This window comes from Streptomyces sp. NPDC101776 (assembly GCF_044766845.1).
Lineage (GTDB): Bacteria > Actinomycetota > Actinomycetes > Streptomycetales > Streptomycetaceae > Streptomyces.
Map to the genome: position 1 here is coordinate 76070 of NZ_JBIWMV010000008.1, position 18761 is coordinate 94830.

Here is an 18761-nt window from a genome sequence, read left to right on the forward strand (position 1 = left end):
GCGCAGCCCCCAGGGGACGGGACGGGTAGGGGCGGCGGGGGCGAGAAAATTCAGCCCACCACATCCCGCCAGGCACCCCGAACCCCCTCCGCCACATCATGCGCCCCCACCGGCGCCCCCTCCGCGGCCAACCTCCCCGCCAGCCCATGCAGATACGCCCCCACACTCCCCGCATCGAACGCCGACAGCCCCGCCGCCAACAACGACCCCGCCAGCCCCGACAACACGTCCCCACTCCCCGCCGTGGCCAGCCACCCCGTCCCCGTCGAATTGACCCGCACCACCCCACCCCCCGAGTCGGCGACCAACGTGGTCGACCCCTTCAACAACACGGTCGCCCCATACCGCCCCGCCAACTCCCGCACGGATTCCAGCCGAGCCCCCTCGACCTCCCCCCGAGCAACACCGAGCAACGCCGCAGCCTCCCCCGCGTGCGGAGTCATCAGCGTCGGCGCACCCCGCCCCCGCACAGCCCCCGCGTCGACCAACCGCAACCCGTCCGCGTCAATGAGCACCGGCACATCGGCGGTCACCACCTCCCCCACAGCCGACGCGTCGTCCCCCGCCCCCGGCCCGACGACCCAGGCCTGCACCCGCCCCGCCTTGAGCGGCCCACCCTCCGACACCAACACCTCGGGAAACCGAGCGATCACCGCATCGGCGGCAGGCCCGACGTACCGCACGGCCCCCGCCCCACCCCGCAAGGCCCCCGCAACGGCAAGCACAGCGGCTCCCGGATACCGCCCGGACCCGGCGGCGATCCCGACCACCCCCCGCCGGTACTTGTCGCTCTCGGCCCCCGGCACAGGCAGCAACGCCGCCACATCCGCATGTTGCAGAGCCTCCAACGCGGCCCCACCGGACGGCAGTTCAGCATCCAGCCCGATATCGACGAACCGCACTGACCCGGCGTACTCCCGCGCGGGATCGATCAGCAAACCGGGCTTGTGCGCCCCGAAGGTGACGGTGAGATCGGCCCGCACCGCGGCCCCGAGCACCTGACCGCTGTCCGCCTCGACCCCACTGGGCAGATCTACGGCGACGACAAGCCCCCGGGACTCCCCGGCGAGGGCCGCCAGCCGCGCCGCGTCGGGCCGCAGCCCACCCCGCCCCCCGATCCCGACAATGCCGTCGACGAGAAGATCGGCACCCAGCACCAACTCCTCGGCATCGGCCACCGCGACGGTACGACCCCCCGCCCGCAGCAGCGCGGCAAGCCCGTCGGCATGGGTGCGCCCGGGCGCGAGCAGTACGGCGGTGACGGCGGCGCCCCGCCGGGCGAGCCGCGCCCCGGCGTACAGCGCGTCGCCCCCGTTGTCCCCGCTGCCCACCAGCAGCACGACCCGGCTGCCGTAGACCCGTCCCAGCAACTGGGCGCAGGCGACGGCCAGTCCGGCGGCGGCGCGCTGCATGAGCGCGCCCTCCGGAAGCCGTGCCATCAGCCGCTGCTCGGCTGCCCTTACCGTCTCCACGCTGTACGCAGTACGCATGTGTTCGAGTCTGCCCCGGATGCGACCGGAACCGCACCCGGGCCGTCCGGCGTCAGCCCTCGGCGATCACCACGGCCGAGGCCACCCCGGCGTCATGGCTCAACGAGACATGCCACGAGCGGACCCCCAGTTCGGCCGCGCGCGCGGCGACCGTCCCCGTCACCTTCAGCCGGGGCTGCCCGCTGTCCTCGACGTAGACCTCGGCGTCCGTCCAGTGGAGGCCGGCCGGGGCACCGAGCGCCTTCGCCAGCGCCTCCTTCGCGGCGAAGCGGGCGGCGAGGGAGGCGGGCCCCCGGCGTTCACCGCTCGGGAGCAGCAACTCGCTGTCCAGGAAGAGGCGTTGGGCCATACCGGGCGTGCGTTCCAGGGACGCCGCGAAGCGGGCGATCTCGGCCACGTCGATACCAACCCCGATGATGCTCATGGCGAGCACTTTATGACGGTGGCCCTGGGGCGCAGGACACGCCAGAGGGGGTGGTGCGTGGCCGAGGCCGCGCACCACCCCCTCCCCCCGTATGTGGTTCAGCTTCGGGTCAGCGTGTAGTCACCGCCGACGTTGTCGAACGTGGTCACGATGCCGTACTCGCCGGTCCGCGTCGGCGTGAAGGTCACCGAGACCGGCTGCCCTCCGGAATTGGACCCGACGGCGGACGCCACGGCGGAGACGCGGCTCTGGACGAACGTCGGCGGATTGCCCGGATCGTCGCCCACGACGAACAGACCGGCCACCGAGATCGGGCTCTGCGGAGTCAGTGTGATCGTCACCGGCACCCCCGCGGTCAGCGGAGTGTCCTGGACGGCGGCGACCTGCGAGTCGTCGAGGTGGAAGGTGGTGGACGACCCGGGCGCCAAGGAGCCGAAGCCCATCACGGACTCGATCGTGTAGGTGCCGGGTCCCCGGAACTGGTGGACCCGCGGGTAGTAGTCGCCCACCGGCCGCAGGTTGGAGTCGATCGCGACGAAGTCGACCGCCTGGTCGTTCAGGGAGCTGCCGCCGAGGAACGTCGTCTGCGCCCGGTCGTCGTACAGCTGGAGGTCGAAGTCGGTGGGACTCGACGGCCGCACCGCGACCACGGACCACGACTGGACCGCGGTGTCGAGGCGGAAGTTCTGGTCCGGCGTGGGATGGGTGAACGTGGGGAGGAACTGGCCCTGCGCGTCGAGCAGCGGCTTGCGGTAGCCGTAGTCGATCGTGTTCTGGTAGAGCGACCCCAGCGAGGAGTCGGACACGTCGAATCCGTCCGTGCCGCGGCTGGTCCAGAACGAGGCCAGCGTGTTGTCGACGTGGTGCGCGAGCGTGAAGAAGGCGGCCCCGAAGCCCTCGCTGTGCTGGTCCCAGGTCTCGGAACCGCCGGAGTTGACGTCGATGAGGTCCCACAGCGCCCCGATGACCCGCTCCTCCGTCACATCACCGTTGGCGACGCTCGCGAAGCCCCAGGTCGGGATCTCGAAGTTGGTCGAGGTCCCGTTGCGGAACGCGTAGACCGGGGTGTGGTTCATGGCCAGGGAGAAGAAGGTCGCCCATCCCTCGATCCACGCGCAGACGGTGGTGCTGGCCTGGGCGGGCGGATGCGGGACGGGGCAGCCGACGGTCGAGGGGAACGCGTCGTTGTAGACGTCGTCCATCAGCGCGTGGCCGATCTCGTGCATGACCTCCATCGGGGCGTCCGGGGTCCCGGGGGAGAGCATCACCACGTTGCCCACCTGGTCGTAGTGGTCCATGTCTTCGGGTCCGGTGTTCAGCCAGTTGATCCGCAACTGGCGGCACGTGGTGTCCTTCGGGTCCCAGCAGCCGTTCGAGTGCGGGACTCCCAGCCAGGCGTCGTTGCCCGTGTCGAAGACGTGGGCGGCCCGGTTGCCCACCACACCGTCGCCGGGAACCATGCTGCCGAAGTTCACCGTGCTGCCCGCCACCGGGTTGGCGCGTACCGCCGTGCTCCAGTTGTAGACGTCCGTGCCGTTCTGCACCCGCCACGCGGCGTTCTCGGCCTTGAACGTGATGTACAGCCGGGTGAACTGCGCGGCGGTGAAACAGATGTCGTAGCGGCCCGCGGAGTCCGTGAGTCCGGCGATCAGCGCGCCGGTCAGCAGATCCCGCACCTGGACCTGCACGTTCATCCCGTTGTGCCGCACACCGGCCTGGTCGGTGTAGCCCCAGGTGCCGACCGCGTGCGTGTCACAGGCCAGCAGTGTCGGCGCGGCGCTCCGCCGCTCCGCCGGAAGCCCGGGGCTCGGCGCGCTGCCCGTCGTCTGCCAGGCCGGGCGCTTGGCCACAACACCCCTTGCTGCAAAGGCAGTTGACCCGTCGTCACCGGCCGAGGCCGCCCATCCGACCCCGGGTCCCAGCAGCGCGCACAGCACGGTCAGGACGACCGTGAGGACGGTTCTTCGCGCGGCCCGCATCAGTTGAACTGCCAGTACTGGCTGTATGCGGCGTTCGTCCCGCAGGTGAACTGGACGATCCCGGCCTTGTCCGACTGGCTGGAGCCCGCGACGGCCATGCACTTGGCGCTGTGCCGGGCCACGAGCTGAACCCCGTTGATACCGGCCGGCGCGGCCCGCAGCAGCCACTGCTGGTTGAGGTCCCTGGTGCAGCCGTACTGGTTGACCACGGCGTTGTCGGCCTGGCTCGACTGCCGGACGTCCGCGCACTTGCCGCTGTTCAGGTTGACGAGGAGGTAGTAGCCGCTGTCGGTGGCCTGGAGCGCCCACTGCTGGTTCCGGCCGCCGTTGCAGGCGTACTGCTCCAGGCCCTGTCCGTCGTCGCCGCTGGACTCCGGTACGTCCAGGCACCTGCCGCTGTTGTAGTTGGTCACGGTGTAGTAGGTCACCGCCTGCGGCTGGGCTGCGGCGGTCGAGAGTCCGACCAGGCTCGCGCCGAGTGCCGTCGCGACGGTCACGGCAACACGGCCGGGGCGTCTGGGAGTTGCGTTGGTCATGCCCATTGGGTCATCCCCCGATGACGAGAACTGGGTGGTCCGGCGACAACGTTGCCGCCGTGGTCCAGCGTGTCCGCGCCGCGCTCGCGTGGGATGAGCAACCGTTACTCAACTACCCCGAGTGCCTGGGCGAGTTGGTGCCGGGTGGTGACTCCGAGCTTGGCGTAGGCGTGCTGGAGATGGTTGTCGACCGTGCGCACCGACAGGGCCAGGGCGGTGGCGATGTCCTTGCTGGAGTTGCCGATCGCGGCGAGCAGGGCGATCTCGCGTTCGCGGGCGGTGAGCGGCGCGGTGGCCCGGGCGGTGGTCAGCAGGGGGGTGCGGGCGCCCTCGCAGCGGGCCCGGGCGGCGGCGGCCCGCCGGTCGGCCGCGGCGGCGCGGCGCGGCCGGTCCGCCCGCCGCCACGCGGCCGCGGCGGCGGTGGCCGCCTCGGCGGCGAGCAGATCCGCTCCTACGGCGTGACAGGCGTCGGCGGCCAGGAGAAGCGGCTCGGGGTCGTCGGCGGCCAGCGCCCGCGCCAACTCGGCCCGGACGGGGGCGAGTTCACCGTCGCAGACCAGGGCAAGCGCGGCCAGCCGGCCGGTGACCTCCTTGGCTCCGCCGAGCCGCGCGATGTCGGTCAACAGCAGTGCCTCGCCGGTGACATGGCCACTCGCGCGGGCGGTTGCTGCGCCTTCGGCGAGCACGGAGCGGGCCCGCCCCACCTGCCCGCGAGCGGCCAACAGCCAGGCCTCGCCCAGGAGTTCCTCCCCGGCGGAAAGCAGCCCGGGTTCCACCGGCGGCAGCGTGCGGTGCTCGGCCAGCGTCGCCTCGGCCGCGTCCAGATCGCCCAGCACGGCCGCGCAGGCGGCGAGGCCCGCGAGCACCAGGCGCAGTGCCATGGCGTGGTCGATGGAGCGGGCCACGGTGGCGGCCTCGGCCCACCAGCGGCGGGCGGTGACGGGGTGACCGGCCAGCCAGTGCGCGCGGCCGAGGAGGACGGCCAGCCAGATCCGCACGGGGGAACCGGCGGCGGTGAGTTCGGCGTAGGCCTGCTCGCCCTCGTGGCAGGCCTCGGCCGCCGGGAGTCCGGCTTCGGTGAGGGCGAGGACGAGCGGGACGCGCTGGAACGCGGGATGGGAGGCGAGGGCCCGTTCCTGGACCTGCCGGTGCGCGTCGTGGGCGCGCCGCGCCCAGGTGGTGGCCTCGGCGGTACGGCCCACCAGGGCGAGCGCGGCGGGCTTCATCCAGGCGCCGCGCAGCCAGGCGTTGACGTCGGGGGCGGCGCCGACGTCGGTCTCCAGATCCTCCAGCAGGGCCAGGCCCTCGGCCGGCCGGCCGCCGACGATCCGTAGAAAACCCTCGTTGATCGTGAGCTTGCGGCGGTCGGCAGGACCGCTGATCCGTTCGCGGGCGGCGGCGTTGACGGCGAGCGCCTCGGCGACGGGGGCGTTGCTCCACAGCAGGTTCGTCGTGCGGACCAGGGCGACGGCGAGCCTGTCCTGTTCCTCGACGGCGAGGGCGTCGGCCCGGGCGAGCGTGGCCTCGGCCCGTCCCCAGCGGCCCAGCTCGAACAGCGCCTCGCCGAGCCGCAGATCGGTCACGGTGGTCCGGTGCTTCTCCGGCAGCGCGTCCAGGAGGGCGACGGTCTGCGGCAGGTCGTGGGCGTGCCGGGCCAGTACGGCGGCCCGGGCGAGGAGGGCCGGGTCGGCGGTGCCGGTCGCGGTGAGCTGCCAGCCGGCGATGTGCAGCGGGTCGCCGCGCCGGCGGGCACCGCGGGCCTGGACCCGGGCGGCCTGGTCCAGCAGCAGCTCACGGCGGCGCAGCACCGGCAGCCCGGCGCGCAGCACCTCGCCGTAGAGGGGGTGGGCGAGCGACACGGTCGTGCGGCGCCGGTCCTGGGCGACCCGGATCAGTCCCGCCCGTTCCAGCGCCGCGGTCACCTGCGGTGGGGCGAGGGCTTCGGCGTAGGTGAGGGGCAGTGGTTCGCACAGGGCCAGCAGCTCCAGGACGGGGCGCCCGGCGGAGTCGGCGCCGGCCAGCCGCGTGCCGATCATCTCGGTCAGCCGCGCGGTGCCGGGTAACCGGTCGTCGGCCAGATGCCACATCTCCCCGTCCTCGGTGAGGTTCCCGGCGCTCAGCGCACCGAGGACGAGTTCCCGCAGGTAGAGCACGTTGCCGCCGCTGGTGGCCGCCAGCGTGTGCAGAGTCCGCCGCGCGACCGGTCTCCCCAACGCGGCCTGCAACAGCGCCTCGACCTGCTCCGACCCCAGCACGGTCAGATCGACCCGGTACACCGCGTCCCCGCCGCGCAGCGCAGCGACGGCCTCCCCGTACGGCTCACCGGTGCGCACGGTACCGATCAGCAGGAGGACGCCGGTGTCCATCAACTGCCGCAGCAGTACGGCCGATGCGGCGTCCAGCAGATGCATGTCGTCGACGAACAACGCCCACTGCCGCCCGGGGCCGGAGGCCAACTCCCTCACAACGGCGGCGAATCCGGCAACGGGGTCGCTCAAGTCGACCCCCACGGGCAGGAGATGGGCGATCGCTCCCAACGGCACCGCACCCGCGGCGACACTCGCGGTGGCCCGCCCCACCCGGTACCCGGCCGCCGCGGCCGACTCCAGACACTCCTCGGCCAGCCGCGACTTGCCCACGCCCGCGGCTCCGCCGACCACGAATCCCCGGCACCCCCCGTCCGCCAGGGCCGCCGCGAAACACGCCAACTCCGCGTCCCGCCCCACCAAGGGCCAACGCCCCGCCCAGTCCCGCACGCCGGCTCCTCCGTCCCGCTCGGCCCGTCATATGCCGCTCGGCACCATCCCATCAGCTCAGGGCTCGTCCTCGGACCCGGTTTCGGGTCATCGTTTCGGGCCACGGCGGGGAGCAACTGCCTTTAGATGGAGGCCAGTTCACAGCACACGTACATGCCTCAGCCGCCGTTCCGGGCGAGCGTCCGTCAACCCCACCGCGCGGCGCAGGCCCTGACGAGTGCCGGCCCGCGCCCCTCCCCCGCGTCAAGCGGCAGACCGAACGCCCCCGGCGGGTGGGGCGGCCGAGGATCGGCGTCCCAGGCCCCGATCTCCTCCGCCGCGGCCCGACGGCTCCGGCAGCGTCCGTCGCGCGCCGGGCAAGCGGTCAGCCGGGTGCGGGGCCGTACGGGAACGCGAGCCGGTTGATGATCTCCTCCTCCAGCGGACCGGGGGGCGGCCACGGGAATCGGGGAATGCGAGCGCGGAGCAGGATGAGGCCGTGCAGGGCCGCCCACAGAGCGGTCGCCGTGGCGAGAGCGTCCTCCGCGCGGGACGTGCCGTCGCGCATCGTGTCGGCGACGTCGCGCAGCAGTATCGAGAACGCTTCGGCGGGAGCGAGCTGACTCGCGACGGTCTCGCCGACGATGGGCGCGAGCTCGCTGACCGCCTGGTCGACGCGTTCTTCCGTGGTGCTGCTGCCCCTGGGGCGCGGCCGGGAGAACAGCAGGGCGTAGAGCTCGGGCTGCTCGGCGCCGAAGACGAGATAGGCGTGGCAGTCGGCCAGAAGTCGCTCCCGCGCGCCTTCCGCTCCCGCCCGGGCGGTCTCAAGGTGACGCACCAGCAGGGAGCGGGTCTCGGTGACCACGGCCTCGACGATCTGGTCGGGCGTGTCGAAGTGCGCGTAGATCGACGGTGGCGCGATGCCGACCTTGCGGGCGATCGCCCGCAGGGTCACCGCGCTGTCCGATCCGGTCTCGACCAGCAGCTCGCGGGCCGCGGTCACGATCTCGTCGCGGAGTTGCCCTCCCTGCCCTCGGGGGTTGCGTCTGCGTGCTGCCGCTGGAGCCATGGCGATGACTTTACAGCCGTAAGTTCTCATGCTCTACTTACGGCCGTAAAGTTACATTGGTAGCGTGAAGGGAGATGGTCATGGACGTTCTCGTTCACATAGGCGCCGTCGACAGCCGCAGGAACGTCGGTACCGGCTCCGAAGGGTCGCGGTGGCCCGCATGAGCGCCACGACCGTCACCCCGCTCTCCATGGGCAACAGCAACGCCTACCTCCTGCGCGGCGAGCAGGCGGTCCTCGTGGACACGGGCGGACCGGAGGACGTCGACCGCCTGCGCGACGCGCTCTCCGCGCAGGGCCTTCAGCCTCGCGACATCGCCCTGGTCCTCCTGACCCACGGCCACAACGACCACAGCGGCACGGCGGCGTCGTTCGCGGAGGCCGGCGTTCCGATCGCGGTCGGCCTGGGCGACGAACAACTCCTGCGCACCGGACGCATCGACGTCCTCCCGATCAGCCATCCGGCCGGTGCGCTGCTCAAGCCCATGGTCCTGCGCGCGAGGGCCCAGCCGGTCGAAGCCGACATCCTGGTGGACGACAAGCTCGACCTGAGTTCCTACGGCGTCGACGCGCACGCCGAGCGGTTCGGCGGCCACACCCCCGGCTCGCTCGTCGTCCGCGTCGGCGACGACACACTCGTCGGCGACCTGGTCCGCGGTGGCGTGCTGCGCCCCAAGAGCCCGAAGCGCCATTTCTTCACCGAGGACGCCGCCGGAGTGCGCAGGGCACTCACGACCGAACTCGACCGCCGGCCGCGGCGCCTGCTCCCCGGCCACGGCGGGCCCCTCGACGCGGACGAGACCCGACGACGCCTCGACAAGGTCGCTCCGGCGCCCAGTCGCACCACAGCGTCCGGGTGACGCGGGTGGTGCCACGGTCCACGCCGCGAAGGCCCCGGCCGGGGCGACCCTCGCCCTCCCGACCGGAGCCTTCGCAGCGTTCCTCGACAGTGTTCGACGTCCTCGGCAGAACTACTCCACCGTCACCGACTTCGCCAGGTTCCGCGGCTGGTCCACCTCGTTGCCCCGAGCCGTCGCCAGCTCGCACGCGAACACCTGCAACGGCACGGTGGCGACCAGCGGTTGCAGCAGCGTGGGCGTGGCCGGGATCCGGATCAGATGGTCGGCGTACGGGACGACCGTCTCGTCGCCCTCCTCCGCGATCACGATCGTCATCGCGCCGCGCGCCCGGATCTCCTGGATGTTGGACACGATCTTGTCGTGCAGCACGGAACGGCCGCGCGAGGAGGGAACGACCACGACGACCGGCATGCCCTCCTCGATCAGGGCGATCGGACCGTGCTTCAACTCGCCCGCCGCGAAGCCCTCGGCGTGCATGTACGCCAACTCCTTGAGTTTCAGGGCACCTTCGAGAGCGACGGGGTAGCCGACGTGCCGCCCGAGGAACAGCACGGTGTTCTTGTCGGCGACCGACCGCGCCAACTCCCGTACCGGCTCCATGGTTTCCAGCACCCGCTCGACCTCGCCGGAGATCTGCGACAGGTCACGGATGACGGCCTGGATCTCGTCGCCCCACTTGGTGCCGCGGACCTGACCGAGATACAGGGCGACCAGGTAGCACGCGACGAGCTGCGTCAGGAACGCCTTCGTCGAGGCCACCGCGACCTCGGGCCCGGCGTGCGTGTACAGCACCGCGTCCGACTCGCGGGGAATCGTCGACCCGTTGGTGTTGCAGATGGCCAGCACCTTCGAACCCTGCTCGCGGGCGTGCCGTAGCGCCATGAGGGTGTCCATCGTCTCGCCGGACTGGGAGATGGCGATCACCAGCGACCGGCTGCCGAGGATCGGGTCCCGGTAGCGGAACTCGCTGGCCAGCTCCACCTCGCAGGGGATGCGGGTCCAGTGCTCGATGGCGTACTTGGCGATCAGGCCCGCGTGGAAGGCCGTACCGCAGGCGACGATGACGACCTTGTCGATCTCCCTCAACTCATGGACGGGGATGCGGACTTCGTCCAGCGTGAGCAGGCCCGCCGCGTCGATACGGCCCAGCAGCGTGTCGGCGACGGCCTTCGGCTGCTCGGCGATCTCCTTGAGCATGAAGTAGTCGTAGCCACCCTTCTCGGCGGCGGAGGCGTCCCAGTCGACGTGGTACGAGCGGACCTCGGCCGGGGCGCCGTCGAAACCGGTGACCGTCACCCCGTCGCGGCGCAGCTCGACCACCTGGTCCTGGCCCAGTTCGATCGCCGAGCGGGTGTGCGCGATGAACGCGGCGACGTCGGAGGCGAGGAAGGCCTCGCCCTCGCCGACGCCGACCACGAGCGGCGAGTTGCGGCGCGCGCCGACCACCACGTCCGGCTCGTCCGCGTGGACGGCGACCAGCGTGAACGCGCCCTCCAAGCGTTGGCACACCTGCCGCATCGCCTCCGCCAGGTCCGCGCACGCCGAGAACTCCTCGGCCAGCAGATGCGCGACCACCTCGGTGTCCGTGTCGGAGGCGAGATCGTGCCCGCGCTCGGTCAACTCGGCCCGCAGACAGGCGAAGTTCTCGATGATGCCGTTGTGGACGACCGCCACGCGCCCCGCGTTGTCGAGGTGCGGGTGGGCGTTCGCGTCGGTCGGGCCGCCGTGTGTGGCCCAGCGCGTGTGCCCGATGCCCGTCGACCCCGCCGGCAGCGGGTGCTCGACCAACTCCTTCTCCAGATTGACGAGTTTCCCGGCCTTCTTGGCCGCCGCCAGCCCGCCGTCCGCGAGCACGGCGACCCCCGACGAGTCGTACCCCCGGTACTCCAGCCGCTTCAGTCCGGCCATCACCACATCGAGCGCCGACTGCGACCCCACGTATCCCACGATTCCGCACATGCGCCGCAGCCTAGGCGCCGGAGCCCGTCCGAACACGGCACTTCGTGCCCGATTTCGGAAATTCCGGCCATGGTCGAAAACCGGCCAAGCCTGATCGTCATACGATCACAAATCTCACAGGTGGACCACAAAAGAGACACAGGGTTCCCCTTGGGGCGGCCGGGTTCCGTGGGGCGCGCCGCAGACGTCGGCCAAGGGCGACTTCGCGCCACCGCGCCCGAGCGCGACGGAAAGGCCTTGCCCCAAGCACTTACCTCCTGCTTACAGTGGCGCGCGCTTGACCGGCCCTTGACCAGGCCATAAGCGTTCAGTTCAAGCCAGCGACCGGGGGAACAGCGTCGCCGCGCCACGGGGGGATCACGTCGCCATGCCGCATTGCCGCACGCGCGCGTCCACCGGAGCGGACGCGCGCCGCACTCCCCCCGAAAGGGGAGCCACGCATGCGTTTCGGACTCGGCCGACCGCCGATACCACCCGCACCACAGAGACCACAGAGGTCGCGACGATTCGCCGGCGGCCCGGCCCTCACACGGCTCCTCCCGCCCGTCCTCGCCACCGCGCTGCTCGCCGGCGTGGCCGTCGGCTCGGGTCAGGTCCTCCCCGTCGACGCGCGGGACGCCGTCCCCGCGAGTGACAGTTATCCCTGGTACGAGGACACCGCCGCCGAGCAACTGCGGCAGGACCAGTGCCTGATGAGCGACGTGCTGCGGCTCGGCGGCACCTCCATGGCCACGACCGCGCAGAGCGCCCTCAACCAGCCGCAGGACGTGCTGCACACCCAGGCCGACCGCGCGCACTGGGAGCAGACGCCGCTGTCGACGGCGTACGAGAAGGACCGCGCCTCCTCGACCCGGGAACTCAACGAGATCAACGCGCTGCGCGACGCCTGGAAGACGCCCGTCACCGGGCTGAACACCCCGGCCGGCTTCACCGAGACCGGCTTCCACTGGCCGCCCGGCACCAACGGTGACGGCCAGGAGAGCTTCTACGGCCAGACCGGGCTGACCAAGTGGATCTCCGACCGCTTCTGGCAGAGCGAGGACGACTTCTACGAGGACTCCACACCCGCGACCGACGCGACGACCCTCGCCGCCGTCGACGCCCTGGGGAACCCTCGCTACGCCGCCTCCCCCGACCCCGGCCTGCCGGGCGCCGAGTGGAGACGCGCCCTCACCGAGCACGACGCGTTCGACTGGATGCACGGCGGCCCGGGCCGGCACACGGACGCCGACGACGCCCGTATCTTCCTGGAGTCCGGCGGGTTCCCCCGCACCGCCCCCGACCCGGACAGCGCCGAGTACCGGATCGCCGTAGAGAATCTGAAGTCCAGGTTCGCGACCTGTGCGTGGCGTGATCCGCTCGACCCCAACGGCGTGCTGGGCGCGGCGAGTTCGGCCGCCGCCGCCGAGTGGCAGCAGGAGATCGCCTCGCAGGCGACCCAGCGCAACCAGATCCTGGACGCGAACAGGACCGCCGTGGAGGCCCTCGCCACCGCGTCCAAGTCGCTCGGCGATCTGCTGGGCCAGTCCTGGGCCGCCGACCGGCTCACCCGCTGGCAGGACTACTGGTCCGACGGCGGGGTCGGCTGGGTCGGCAACGCGCCGACCGCCATCAAGGTGCACGCGGCGGCCGGCAAGTGTCTGGAGGTCCAGGACGCCGCCAAGACCGACGGCGCCGCGGTCCAGCTGAACACGTGCTCCACCGCGGCCGCGCAGAAGTGGGAGATCTACGGCGACGACAAGGGCCTGCACCTGCGCAACGTCAACTCCCTGAGGTGCCTCGACGTCGCGGGCAACAACCCGGCCAACGGCACGAAGATCCGGCAGTTCACGTGCAACAGCTCGCCCGCGCAGACCTGGGAGTTCAACCTCCGGGCCACCTCGGCGCTGAAGAACACCGGCACCGGCAAGTGCGTCGACCTGGCCGCGTACACCGTGGGCCAGGACAGCCGGCTGTGGGACTGCACCAGCGGCGGCCCGCAGCAGTACGACGTCACGCCCTCCGGTCACACCGGGACCGTGCCGCCGGCGGCCCAGTTCACCAAGGCCGCCGCCGGCCTCGCCAAGGCCCGCGCGGCATCGGCGAGCAAGCTCGCCGACATCAAGGCCCAGCTCACCGCCGCGCAGAAGGCGGCCACCGCCTCGGACACCGCCGAGCAGGCCGCGTACACCGTCGCGGACACCAACGGCGCGCCCCGGGGCCGCGGACTGCTGGTCGGTCAGCAGAAGGCCCAGGTCACCAAGGGCGCGGTCGCCGCGCTGGACGCGATGGTGAAGGCCGGCACGACCGCCGAGGCCGCCACCCGGGCCGCCGTCGCGGACAGCGCGACCATCACCCAGCGGGCGCTGGCGCAGGCCGCGCAGGTGAAGGCCGAGTTCCGCAAGAAGGCCGCCGAGAAGGCCGAGTTGCAGGCCAAGGCCGCGGCCGACGCGGCGAAGATCCACCGCGACAACGCCAAGAAGGACAAGGAGACCGCGGAGGCCAAGCTCGCCGTGGCCCTCGGCGCCGAGAGCGACGCGAAGACCGCGGCCGCCGACGCGCACGCCAAGCGGCTCGCGGCCGAGTCCGAGGAAGCCACCGCGAAGGCGGAGAAGGAGACCGCCGAGGCCAAGCAGGCGGAGGCGAACCAGCACAAGCAGACGGCCCAGGCCGAGGCGACCAAGGCCAAGGACGCCAAGGACAAGGCCGAGACCGCCGAGCAGACCGCGCAGGCCAGGCGGGACGACGCGGTCGGCGCCCGCGACAAGGCGAAGGACAAGCGGGACGACGCGTGGGAGGCCGAACAGAAGGCCGACGCCGCGCGCGCCAAGGCCGACGCCAAGGGGGCCTACGCCGACTCGCTGGACTCCGGTGACGCGGCGGACGCGGCCCGCAGTGCCGCGAACGAGGCGGACACCCAGGCCGGCAAGGCCGAGACGGCCGCCACCAACGCCCGTGCCGCGGCGGACGCCGCCACCCAGGCCGCCGCCGAGGCGGACGCCGCCGCGACCCGGGCCGAGGCCGCCGCCAAGCGCGCCCGCGCCGACGCGGACGCGGCCCAGGCCGCCAAGCTGAAGGCCGACGCCGCCGTACGCACCGCCACGGCAGCGGTCGCCGACGCCGTCAAGGCCGCCGCGCACGCCGCCGAGGAAGCGAAGACGGCGGTCCAACTGGCCGACCAGGCCGAGGAGTTGGCCAAGACCGCGCGGACCAACGCGAACGCCGCGCTCAAGGAGGCCGCCAACGCCCGTATCGCCGCGGCGAAGGCGGCGGGCTTCGCCCATGTCACCGCCCAGGCGGCGGTGGACGCGACGACGGCCGCCGAGCAGGTCGCCGCCCCGGCCAACGACGCGATCCAGCTGGGCTCGCCCTACCTCACCACCGACTCGGCCGCGGCCCTGGTCGTCCTGAGCGGGCAGTCGTCCAAGACGATCGCCGAACAGCAGCAGGCCGTGGCCGCCGCCCACGCCCGCAACGCGTCCGAGGAGGCCGCCGCCGCCCAGGCCATCGCCGACCAGGCGACGGGCGACGCCAAGGCCGCCCTCCAGCACGCGGCCAACGCCGCCGGCTACGCGAAGACGGCCCGTGGCTATGCACAGGAGGCCCTCGGCTACGCGGCCGACGCGGCGGCAGCCGCCGCCAAGGCGGCCCAGTCCCTGACCCGCACCATCGAGTACGACCGCCAGGCCACCGAGGACGCGGCAGCGGCCGACGCGGCAGCCGGCCGCGCCGAGAACTACGCCACGTCAGCCCGCTCCGCAGCCGACCAGGCAGCCCTCGACGCCACCGCGGCCCGAGCGGCAGCCACAGAAGCCGAACAGGCAGCGAAGGACGCCCGAGCGGCGGCCGACCGGGCGGACGTCGCGGCGACCGAGGCGGAGCAGGCGGCCAAGGACGCGGACAAGTACGCGACGGAGGCGCAGGAGGCGGCCACCCGCGCGGAGACGACGGACAAGAACGGCAGCATCCAGAAGGGAACGTCGGCCGGCGGCATCGGCAACGTCTTCTATGTCGACCGCATCGAGGCTGTGGGCGAGCCGCAAGATGTGAAGAAGGACAACTGCGGCGTCATCATCCACACCGGGAACTGCACGGTCACCGCGACCATCCGGTACAAGGTCGAAATCGACGTGTACCTCTGCACGGCCCTGGACCTGCCCGCCACCCAGGCGGGATGCCCGGACTGGGAGACCTTGCTCCTCGGAACGCAACCGGTCGACACCCAGAAGCAGACGGTCACGAAGGTCCTCTCGATGACCGAGTTCAACGAGGGGATCGACCCGGTCGGCATCCTCGTCGGGCACTGGATCGAATGTGCCGAGAAGGTGGCACCCGGAGGCGCGAGCGGAAGCCTGGGAGGGTGCGGCTGGGCGGCCTTCGACATCGCCACCTTCATCTTCGGCGGCAAGATCACCACAGCGGTGGTCGACTCGATCCGCGCCCTCGACGCGTCTCTGCGCACCGGGATCGGAGTCGGCGACGCCTACCGTGCGCTGCGCGCCCTGAACCTGGACGCCGGAGCCGCCGCCGACATCGGCCGCACGATCGCGGCGTACGAGGATGATGTCGCCACTGCCTGCCAGGCCGTCGGCAGCGTCACCCAGCTCACCAGAGCGCTGGCCGCGGCGGCAGCGGGCGGGCCTCCCTGCAAGTTCTGGAAGCTGACCGACTTCGAGGGCCAGCGTGTGTACCAGCGCGACGATCTCATCGATCCCGACTACGTTTCCCCCGATGACCCCTACGGTCGGACCAACCTGAAGCGGATGACGCAAGGACTCGCTCCGATGGGCCCGGGCAGAACCGCGAGCGGTGGGATCGACAAACCCATGAACCTCCACCACATGCTCCAGACTCAGGACGGCCCGATCGCCGAGGTCACGGACGCGATGCACTTCGACAACTACGGGAAGCTGCACTGGAAGTCCGGCACCAAGATCCCCAGTGGAATCGACCGGCCCGAGTTCGACAGGTGGAAGACCGCATATTGGAAGCAGAGGGCGAAGGACTTCACATGACAAACGGTCTGCGGGCGGCCGAGCAGGTGATCAGCCTCGTGCGGGAGAACGAGGATCTGGCTCATCACGGCGATGGCTGCACTCCAGAGGTGATCGCCGCGGCGGAGGCGGAGATGACACTTGCCTTTCCCCCCTCCTACCGGCGCCTGATCGAGGAATTCGGCACATGGGACGCTCCGCCCATCGAGTTCCCCGGCGTGTACCGGACACCGGCCAGGGGAGAGAAACTGCTGGGAACCCCGGCCTACACACAGGAGGACCGCGTCGCCCTCGGGCTTCCCCACCACTTGATGGTCCTCCTGCACGACGATGTCTGGGGGGTCGTCGTGCTCGACACCACCCGGCCTGACGAGGACGGCGAGTACCCCGTCGTCGCGTGGAACCCGGGCGCCCCGGACGGGGGGCTCATGGAGAAGATCGCGGACAGCTTCGGAGAGTTCGCGCTCAAGGAGTGCCTGCGTAACATGAGCTGATCGTCTCGACAGGGGTCCGCACGCCCGACGTGCGGACCCCTGCGCGCCAGCACCCACGTGACGCACCCCACCCACCACCCCGTTCAAACTCCGTTAACAATGGACTGTGATCTCTCCGGTCTCCCCGATGCCCCGGAGCGCCCACCGGCACAAGCCGGAGGCGACTCCCTACGTCGACCTCACCCGAGCCGAGTGGAGCGCGCTGCGCGACAAGACGCCGCTGCCGCTCACCGCCGAGGAGGTCGAGAAGCTGCGCGGCCTCGGTGATGTCATCGACCTCGACGAGGTGCGGGACATCTACCTCCCGCTGTCCAGACTCCTCAACCTCTACGTCGGCGCCACGGACGGCCTGAGAAACGCGCTGAACACCTTCCTGGGCGAACAGGGCTCCCAGTCAGGCACCCCGTTCGTCATAGGAGTCGCGGGGTCGGTGGCCGTCGGCAAGTCGACCGTCGCGCGCCTCCTCCAGGCACTCCTCTCCCGCTGGCCCGAGCACCCCCGCGTCGAGCTGGTCACCACCGACGGGTTCCTGCTGCCCACAAGGGAGTTGGAGGCCCGCGGCCTCATGTCGCGCAAGGGCTTCCCCGAGTCGTACGACCGCCGCGCGCTCACCCGCTTCGTCGCCGACATCAAGGCGGGCAAGGACGAGGTCACCGCACCCGTCTACTCCCACCTCATCTACGACATCGTCCCTGATCAGCGGCTCACCGTCCGCCGGCCCGACATCCTGATCGTGGAGGGGCTGAACGTGCTGCAGCCCGCCCTCCCCGGCAAGGACGGCCGTACCCGTGTCGGTCTCGCCGACTACTTCGACTTCAGTGTGTACGTCGACGCCAGCGCCGAGGACATCGAGCACTGGTACCTGAACCGGTTCCGCAAGCTGCGCGCCACCGCGTTCCAGAACCCCGACTCGTACTTCCGCAAGTACACCCAGGTCTCCGAGGACGAGGCCGTCGACTACGCCCGCACGCTCTGGCGCACCATCAACAAGCCCAACCTGGTGGAGAACATCGCCCCTACCCGGGGCCGCGCCACCCTCGTCATCCGCAAGGGAACCGACCACAAGGTCAGACGGCTGAGCCTGCGCAAGCTGTAGAAGCGGCCTGATAGAAGTGCGTCATGCTGCACCTGCGCCTCATCACCCCCGCCGACCGGACCGACGACGTCGTCCGGCTGATCGAGACGACCGTCGGGGCCACCCACCTCGTCGTCCTGGCCGGCGCCGCCCGCAACCCGCCCGGCGATGTCGTCATGTGCGATGTCGCCCGCGAGGCCGGTGACGAACTCATCGGCGCGCTACGGGAGTTGGAGCTGGACCGGATCGGTTCCATCGCCGTCGACGACATCGGCCTGTCCCTGTCGGAGCGGGCCGAACAGGCCAAGGACGACGCACCCGGCGAGGGCGCCGACGCCGTGCTGTGGGAGCACCTCGCCGACGCGACGCACGAGGAGTCGACCCTCACCGTCACCTACGTCGCGTTCCTGACCGTGGCGACCATGCTCGCGGCCTGCGGTGTGATGCTCGACAACGCGATCCTGATCGTCGGCGCGATGGCCGTGGGACCGGAGTTCGGGCCGCTCGCCGGGATCTCGACGGCGCTGGTGCGGAAGGCTCCGCAGTTGGTGTGGCGGTCGCTGTGGGCGCTCCTCGCCGGGTTCGCGGCGGCCATGGTCCTTACGGTGGGCTTCAGTTGGCTGCTGGACACCCTCGGCCTCTTCGAGAAGTCCATGGTGCAGGCTCCGCGCCCCAACACCGCCTTCATCTGGAAGCCCGACTGGATGTCCTTCGTCGTGGCCTTCCTGGCCGGCATCGCGGGCACCCTGTCGCTGACGTCCGCCAAGTCCGGTGCCCTGATCGGCGTCGCGATCTCGGTGACGACCGTCCCGGCCGCCGCGAACGCCGCCGTCGCCTTCAGCTACCGCGACTACTCCCAGACCTGGGGCTCCACCTGGCAACTCCTCGCCAACCTAGGCGGCATCGTACTGGCGGGCACGCTCACACTGCTCGCCCAGAAGCACCTCTGGGCCGCACAACGCGAACGCACCACTCAACCCACCTGACCGGCGACCGGCTGACCGACCACCGGCCCAACCCACCTGACCGGCCACCGACTTCACCGCAACCGGCCCAATCAGCGTGGCCAAGCAGCGACTTCACGACACCGACTCAACTCGCTCAACCGGCCGCCGGCATACCGGCGACCGACCCAGCTCACCTGACCGGCCACCGACTTCACCACAAC

Annotated in this window: 12 protein-coding genes; 5 read left to right on the forward strand and 7 right to left on the reverse strand. The window is 71.4% G+C overall.

Going from position 1 to position 18761, the window contains the following annotated elements; all coding sequences use genetic code 11:
- Nucleotides 1-50: 50 nt before the first annotated feature.
- The 6 genes from ACIRRY_RS24900 to ACIRRY_RS24925 form a co-directional block, all read right to left on the reverse strand.
- Nucleotides 51-1490: an NAD(P)H-hydrate dehydratase gene (locus ACIRRY_RS24900; protein ID WP_403976529.1), complete on the reverse strand. Its 1440-nt coding sequence runs from the start codon at nt 1488-1490 to the stop codon at nt 51-53.
- 52 nt (nt 1491-1542) lie between these two features.
- Nucleotides 1543-1914 (reverse strand): holo-ACP synthase, encoded by a 372-nt coding sequence (locus ACIRRY_RS24905; RefSeq protein ID WP_093628649.1) that lies wholly within the window; start codon nt 1912-1914, stop codon nt 1543-1545.
- Nucleotides 1915-2012: 98 nt separating this feature from the next.
- The gene (locus ACIRRY_RS24910; protein ID WP_403976531.1) at nt 2013-3893 is read right to left on the reverse strand and encodes a hypothetical protein; all 1881 of its coding nucleotides are present in this window, start codon (nt 3891-3893) and stop codon (nt 2013-2015) included.
- Nucleotides 3893-4429 (reverse strand): RICIN domain-containing protein, encoded by a 537-nt coding sequence (locus ACIRRY_RS24915; RefSeq protein ID WP_403976533.1) that lies wholly within the window; start codon nt 4427-4429, stop codon nt 3893-3895. The genes ACIRRY_RS24910 and ACIRRY_RS24915 overlap by 1 nt, the downstream gene beginning before the upstream one ends.
- Before the next feature lie 104 nt (nt 4430-4533).
- On the reverse strand, nt 4534-7185 hold the full coding sequence (locus ACIRRY_RS24920; protein WP_403976535.1) for a LuxR C-terminal-related transcriptional regulator: 2652 nt from the start codon (nt 7183-7185) through the stop codon (nt 4534-4536).
- 364 nt (nt 7186-7549) lie between these two features.
- Nucleotides 7550-8233 (reverse strand): TetR/AcrR family transcriptional regulator, encoded by a 684-nt coding sequence (locus ACIRRY_RS24925; protein ID WP_403976537.1) that lies wholly within the window; start codon nt 8231-8233, stop codon nt 7550-7552.
- A 160-nt stretch (nt 8234-8393) separates the two neighbouring features.
- Between ACIRRY_RS24925 and ACIRRY_RS24930 the strand changes: the two genes are divergently transcribed.
- A complete protein-coding gene (locus ACIRRY_RS24930) occupies nt 8394-9092 on the forward strand; it encodes an MBL fold metallo-hydrolase (protein WP_403976539.1) in 699 nt (232 codons plus the stop codon).
- Nucleotides 9093-9203: 111 nt separating this feature from the next.
- Here ACIRRY_RS24930 and glmS read toward each other — a convergent pair whose 3' ends face one another.
- On the reverse strand, nt 9204-11051 hold the full coding sequence (gene glmS, locus ACIRRY_RS24935; protein WP_403976541.1) for a glutamine--fructose-6-phosphate transaminase (isomerizing): 1848 nt from the start codon (nt 11049-11051) through the stop codon (nt 9204-9206).
- 440 nt (nt 11052-11491) lie between these two features.
- On the opposite strand from glmS, the gene ACIRRY_RS24940 reads away from it, so the two are divergent.
- The 4 genes from ACIRRY_RS24940 to ACIRRY_RS24955 all read left to right on the forward strand — a co-directional run bounded on the left by ACIRRY_RS24940 (nt 11492) and on the right by ACIRRY_RS24955 (nt 18579).
- Complete coding sequence (locus ACIRRY_RS24940) at nt 11492-16045, forward strand: HNH/ENDO VII family nuclease (protein ID WP_403976543.1); 4554 nt, start codon at nt 11492-11494, stop codon at nt 16043-16045.
- Nucleotides 16042-16518: an SMI1/KNR4 family protein gene (locus ACIRRY_RS24945; RefSeq protein WP_403976545.1), complete on the forward strand. Its 477-nt coding sequence runs from the start codon at nt 16042-16044 to the stop codon at nt 16516-16518. The genes ACIRRY_RS24940 and ACIRRY_RS24945 overlap by 4 nt, the downstream gene beginning before the upstream one ends.
- Nucleotides 16519-16645: 127 nt before the next feature.
- Nucleotides 16646-17614 (forward strand): type I pantothenate kinase, encoded by a 969-nt coding sequence (gene coaA, locus ACIRRY_RS24950; protein ID WP_200681719.1) that lies wholly within the window; start codon nt 16646-16648, stop codon nt 17612-17614.
- A gap of 23 nt (nt 17615-17637) precedes the next feature.
- Nucleotides 17638-18579, forward strand: a complete 942-nt coding sequence (locus ACIRRY_RS24955; protein WP_403976547.1) for a DUF389 domain-containing protein — start codon at nt 17638-17640, stop codon at nt 18577-18579.
- Nucleotides 18580-18761 lie beyond the last annotated feature (182 nt).

Excerpts from the sequence above, each read along its gene's own strand:
- ACIRRY_RS24900 (WP_403976529.1), bottom strand. The coding sequence starts at position 1,490 with ATGCGTACTGCGTACAGCGTGGAGACGGTAAGGGCAGCCGAGCAGCGG.
- ACIRRY_RS24905 (WP_093628649.1), bottom strand. The coding sequence starts at position 1,914 with ATGAGCATCATCGGGGTTGGTATCGACGTGGCCGAGATCGCCCGCTTC.
- ACIRRY_RS24910 (WP_403976531.1), bottom strand. The coding sequence starts at position 3,893 with ATGCGGGCCGCGCGAAGAACCGTCCTCACGGTCGTCCTGACCGTGCTG.
- ACIRRY_RS24915 (WP_403976533.1), bottom strand. The coding sequence starts at position 4,429 with ATGACCAACGCAACTCCCAGACGCCCCGGCCGTGTTGCCGTGACCGTC.
- ACIRRY_RS24925 (WP_403976537.1), bottom strand. The coding sequence starts at position 8,233 with ATGGCTCCAGCGGCAGCACGCAGACGCAACCCCCGAGGGCAGGGAGGG.
- ACIRRY_RS24930 (WP_403976539.1), top strand. The coding sequence starts at position 8,394 with ATGAGCGCCACGACCGTCACCCCGCTCTCCATGGGCAACAGCAACGCC.
- glmS (WP_403976541.1), bottom strand. The coding sequence starts at position 11,051 with ATGTGCGGAATCGTGGGATACGTGGGGTCGCAGTCGGCGCTCGATGTG.
- ACIRRY_RS24940 (WP_403976543.1), top strand. The coding sequence starts at position 11,492 with ATGCGTTTCGGACTCGGCCGACCGCCGATACCACCCGCACCACAGAGA.
- ACIRRY_RS24945 (WP_403976545.1), top strand. The coding sequence starts at position 16,042 with ATGACAAACGGTCTGCGGGCGGCCGAGCAGGTGATCAGCCTCGTGCGG.
- coaA (WP_200681719.1), top strand. The coding sequence starts at position 16,646 with ATGCCCCGGAGCGCCCACCGGCACAAGCCGGAGGCGACTCCCTACGTC.
- ACIRRY_RS24955 (WP_403976547.1), top strand. The coding sequence starts at position 17,638 with ATGCTGCACCTGCGCCTCATCACCCCCGCCGACCGGACCGACGACGTC.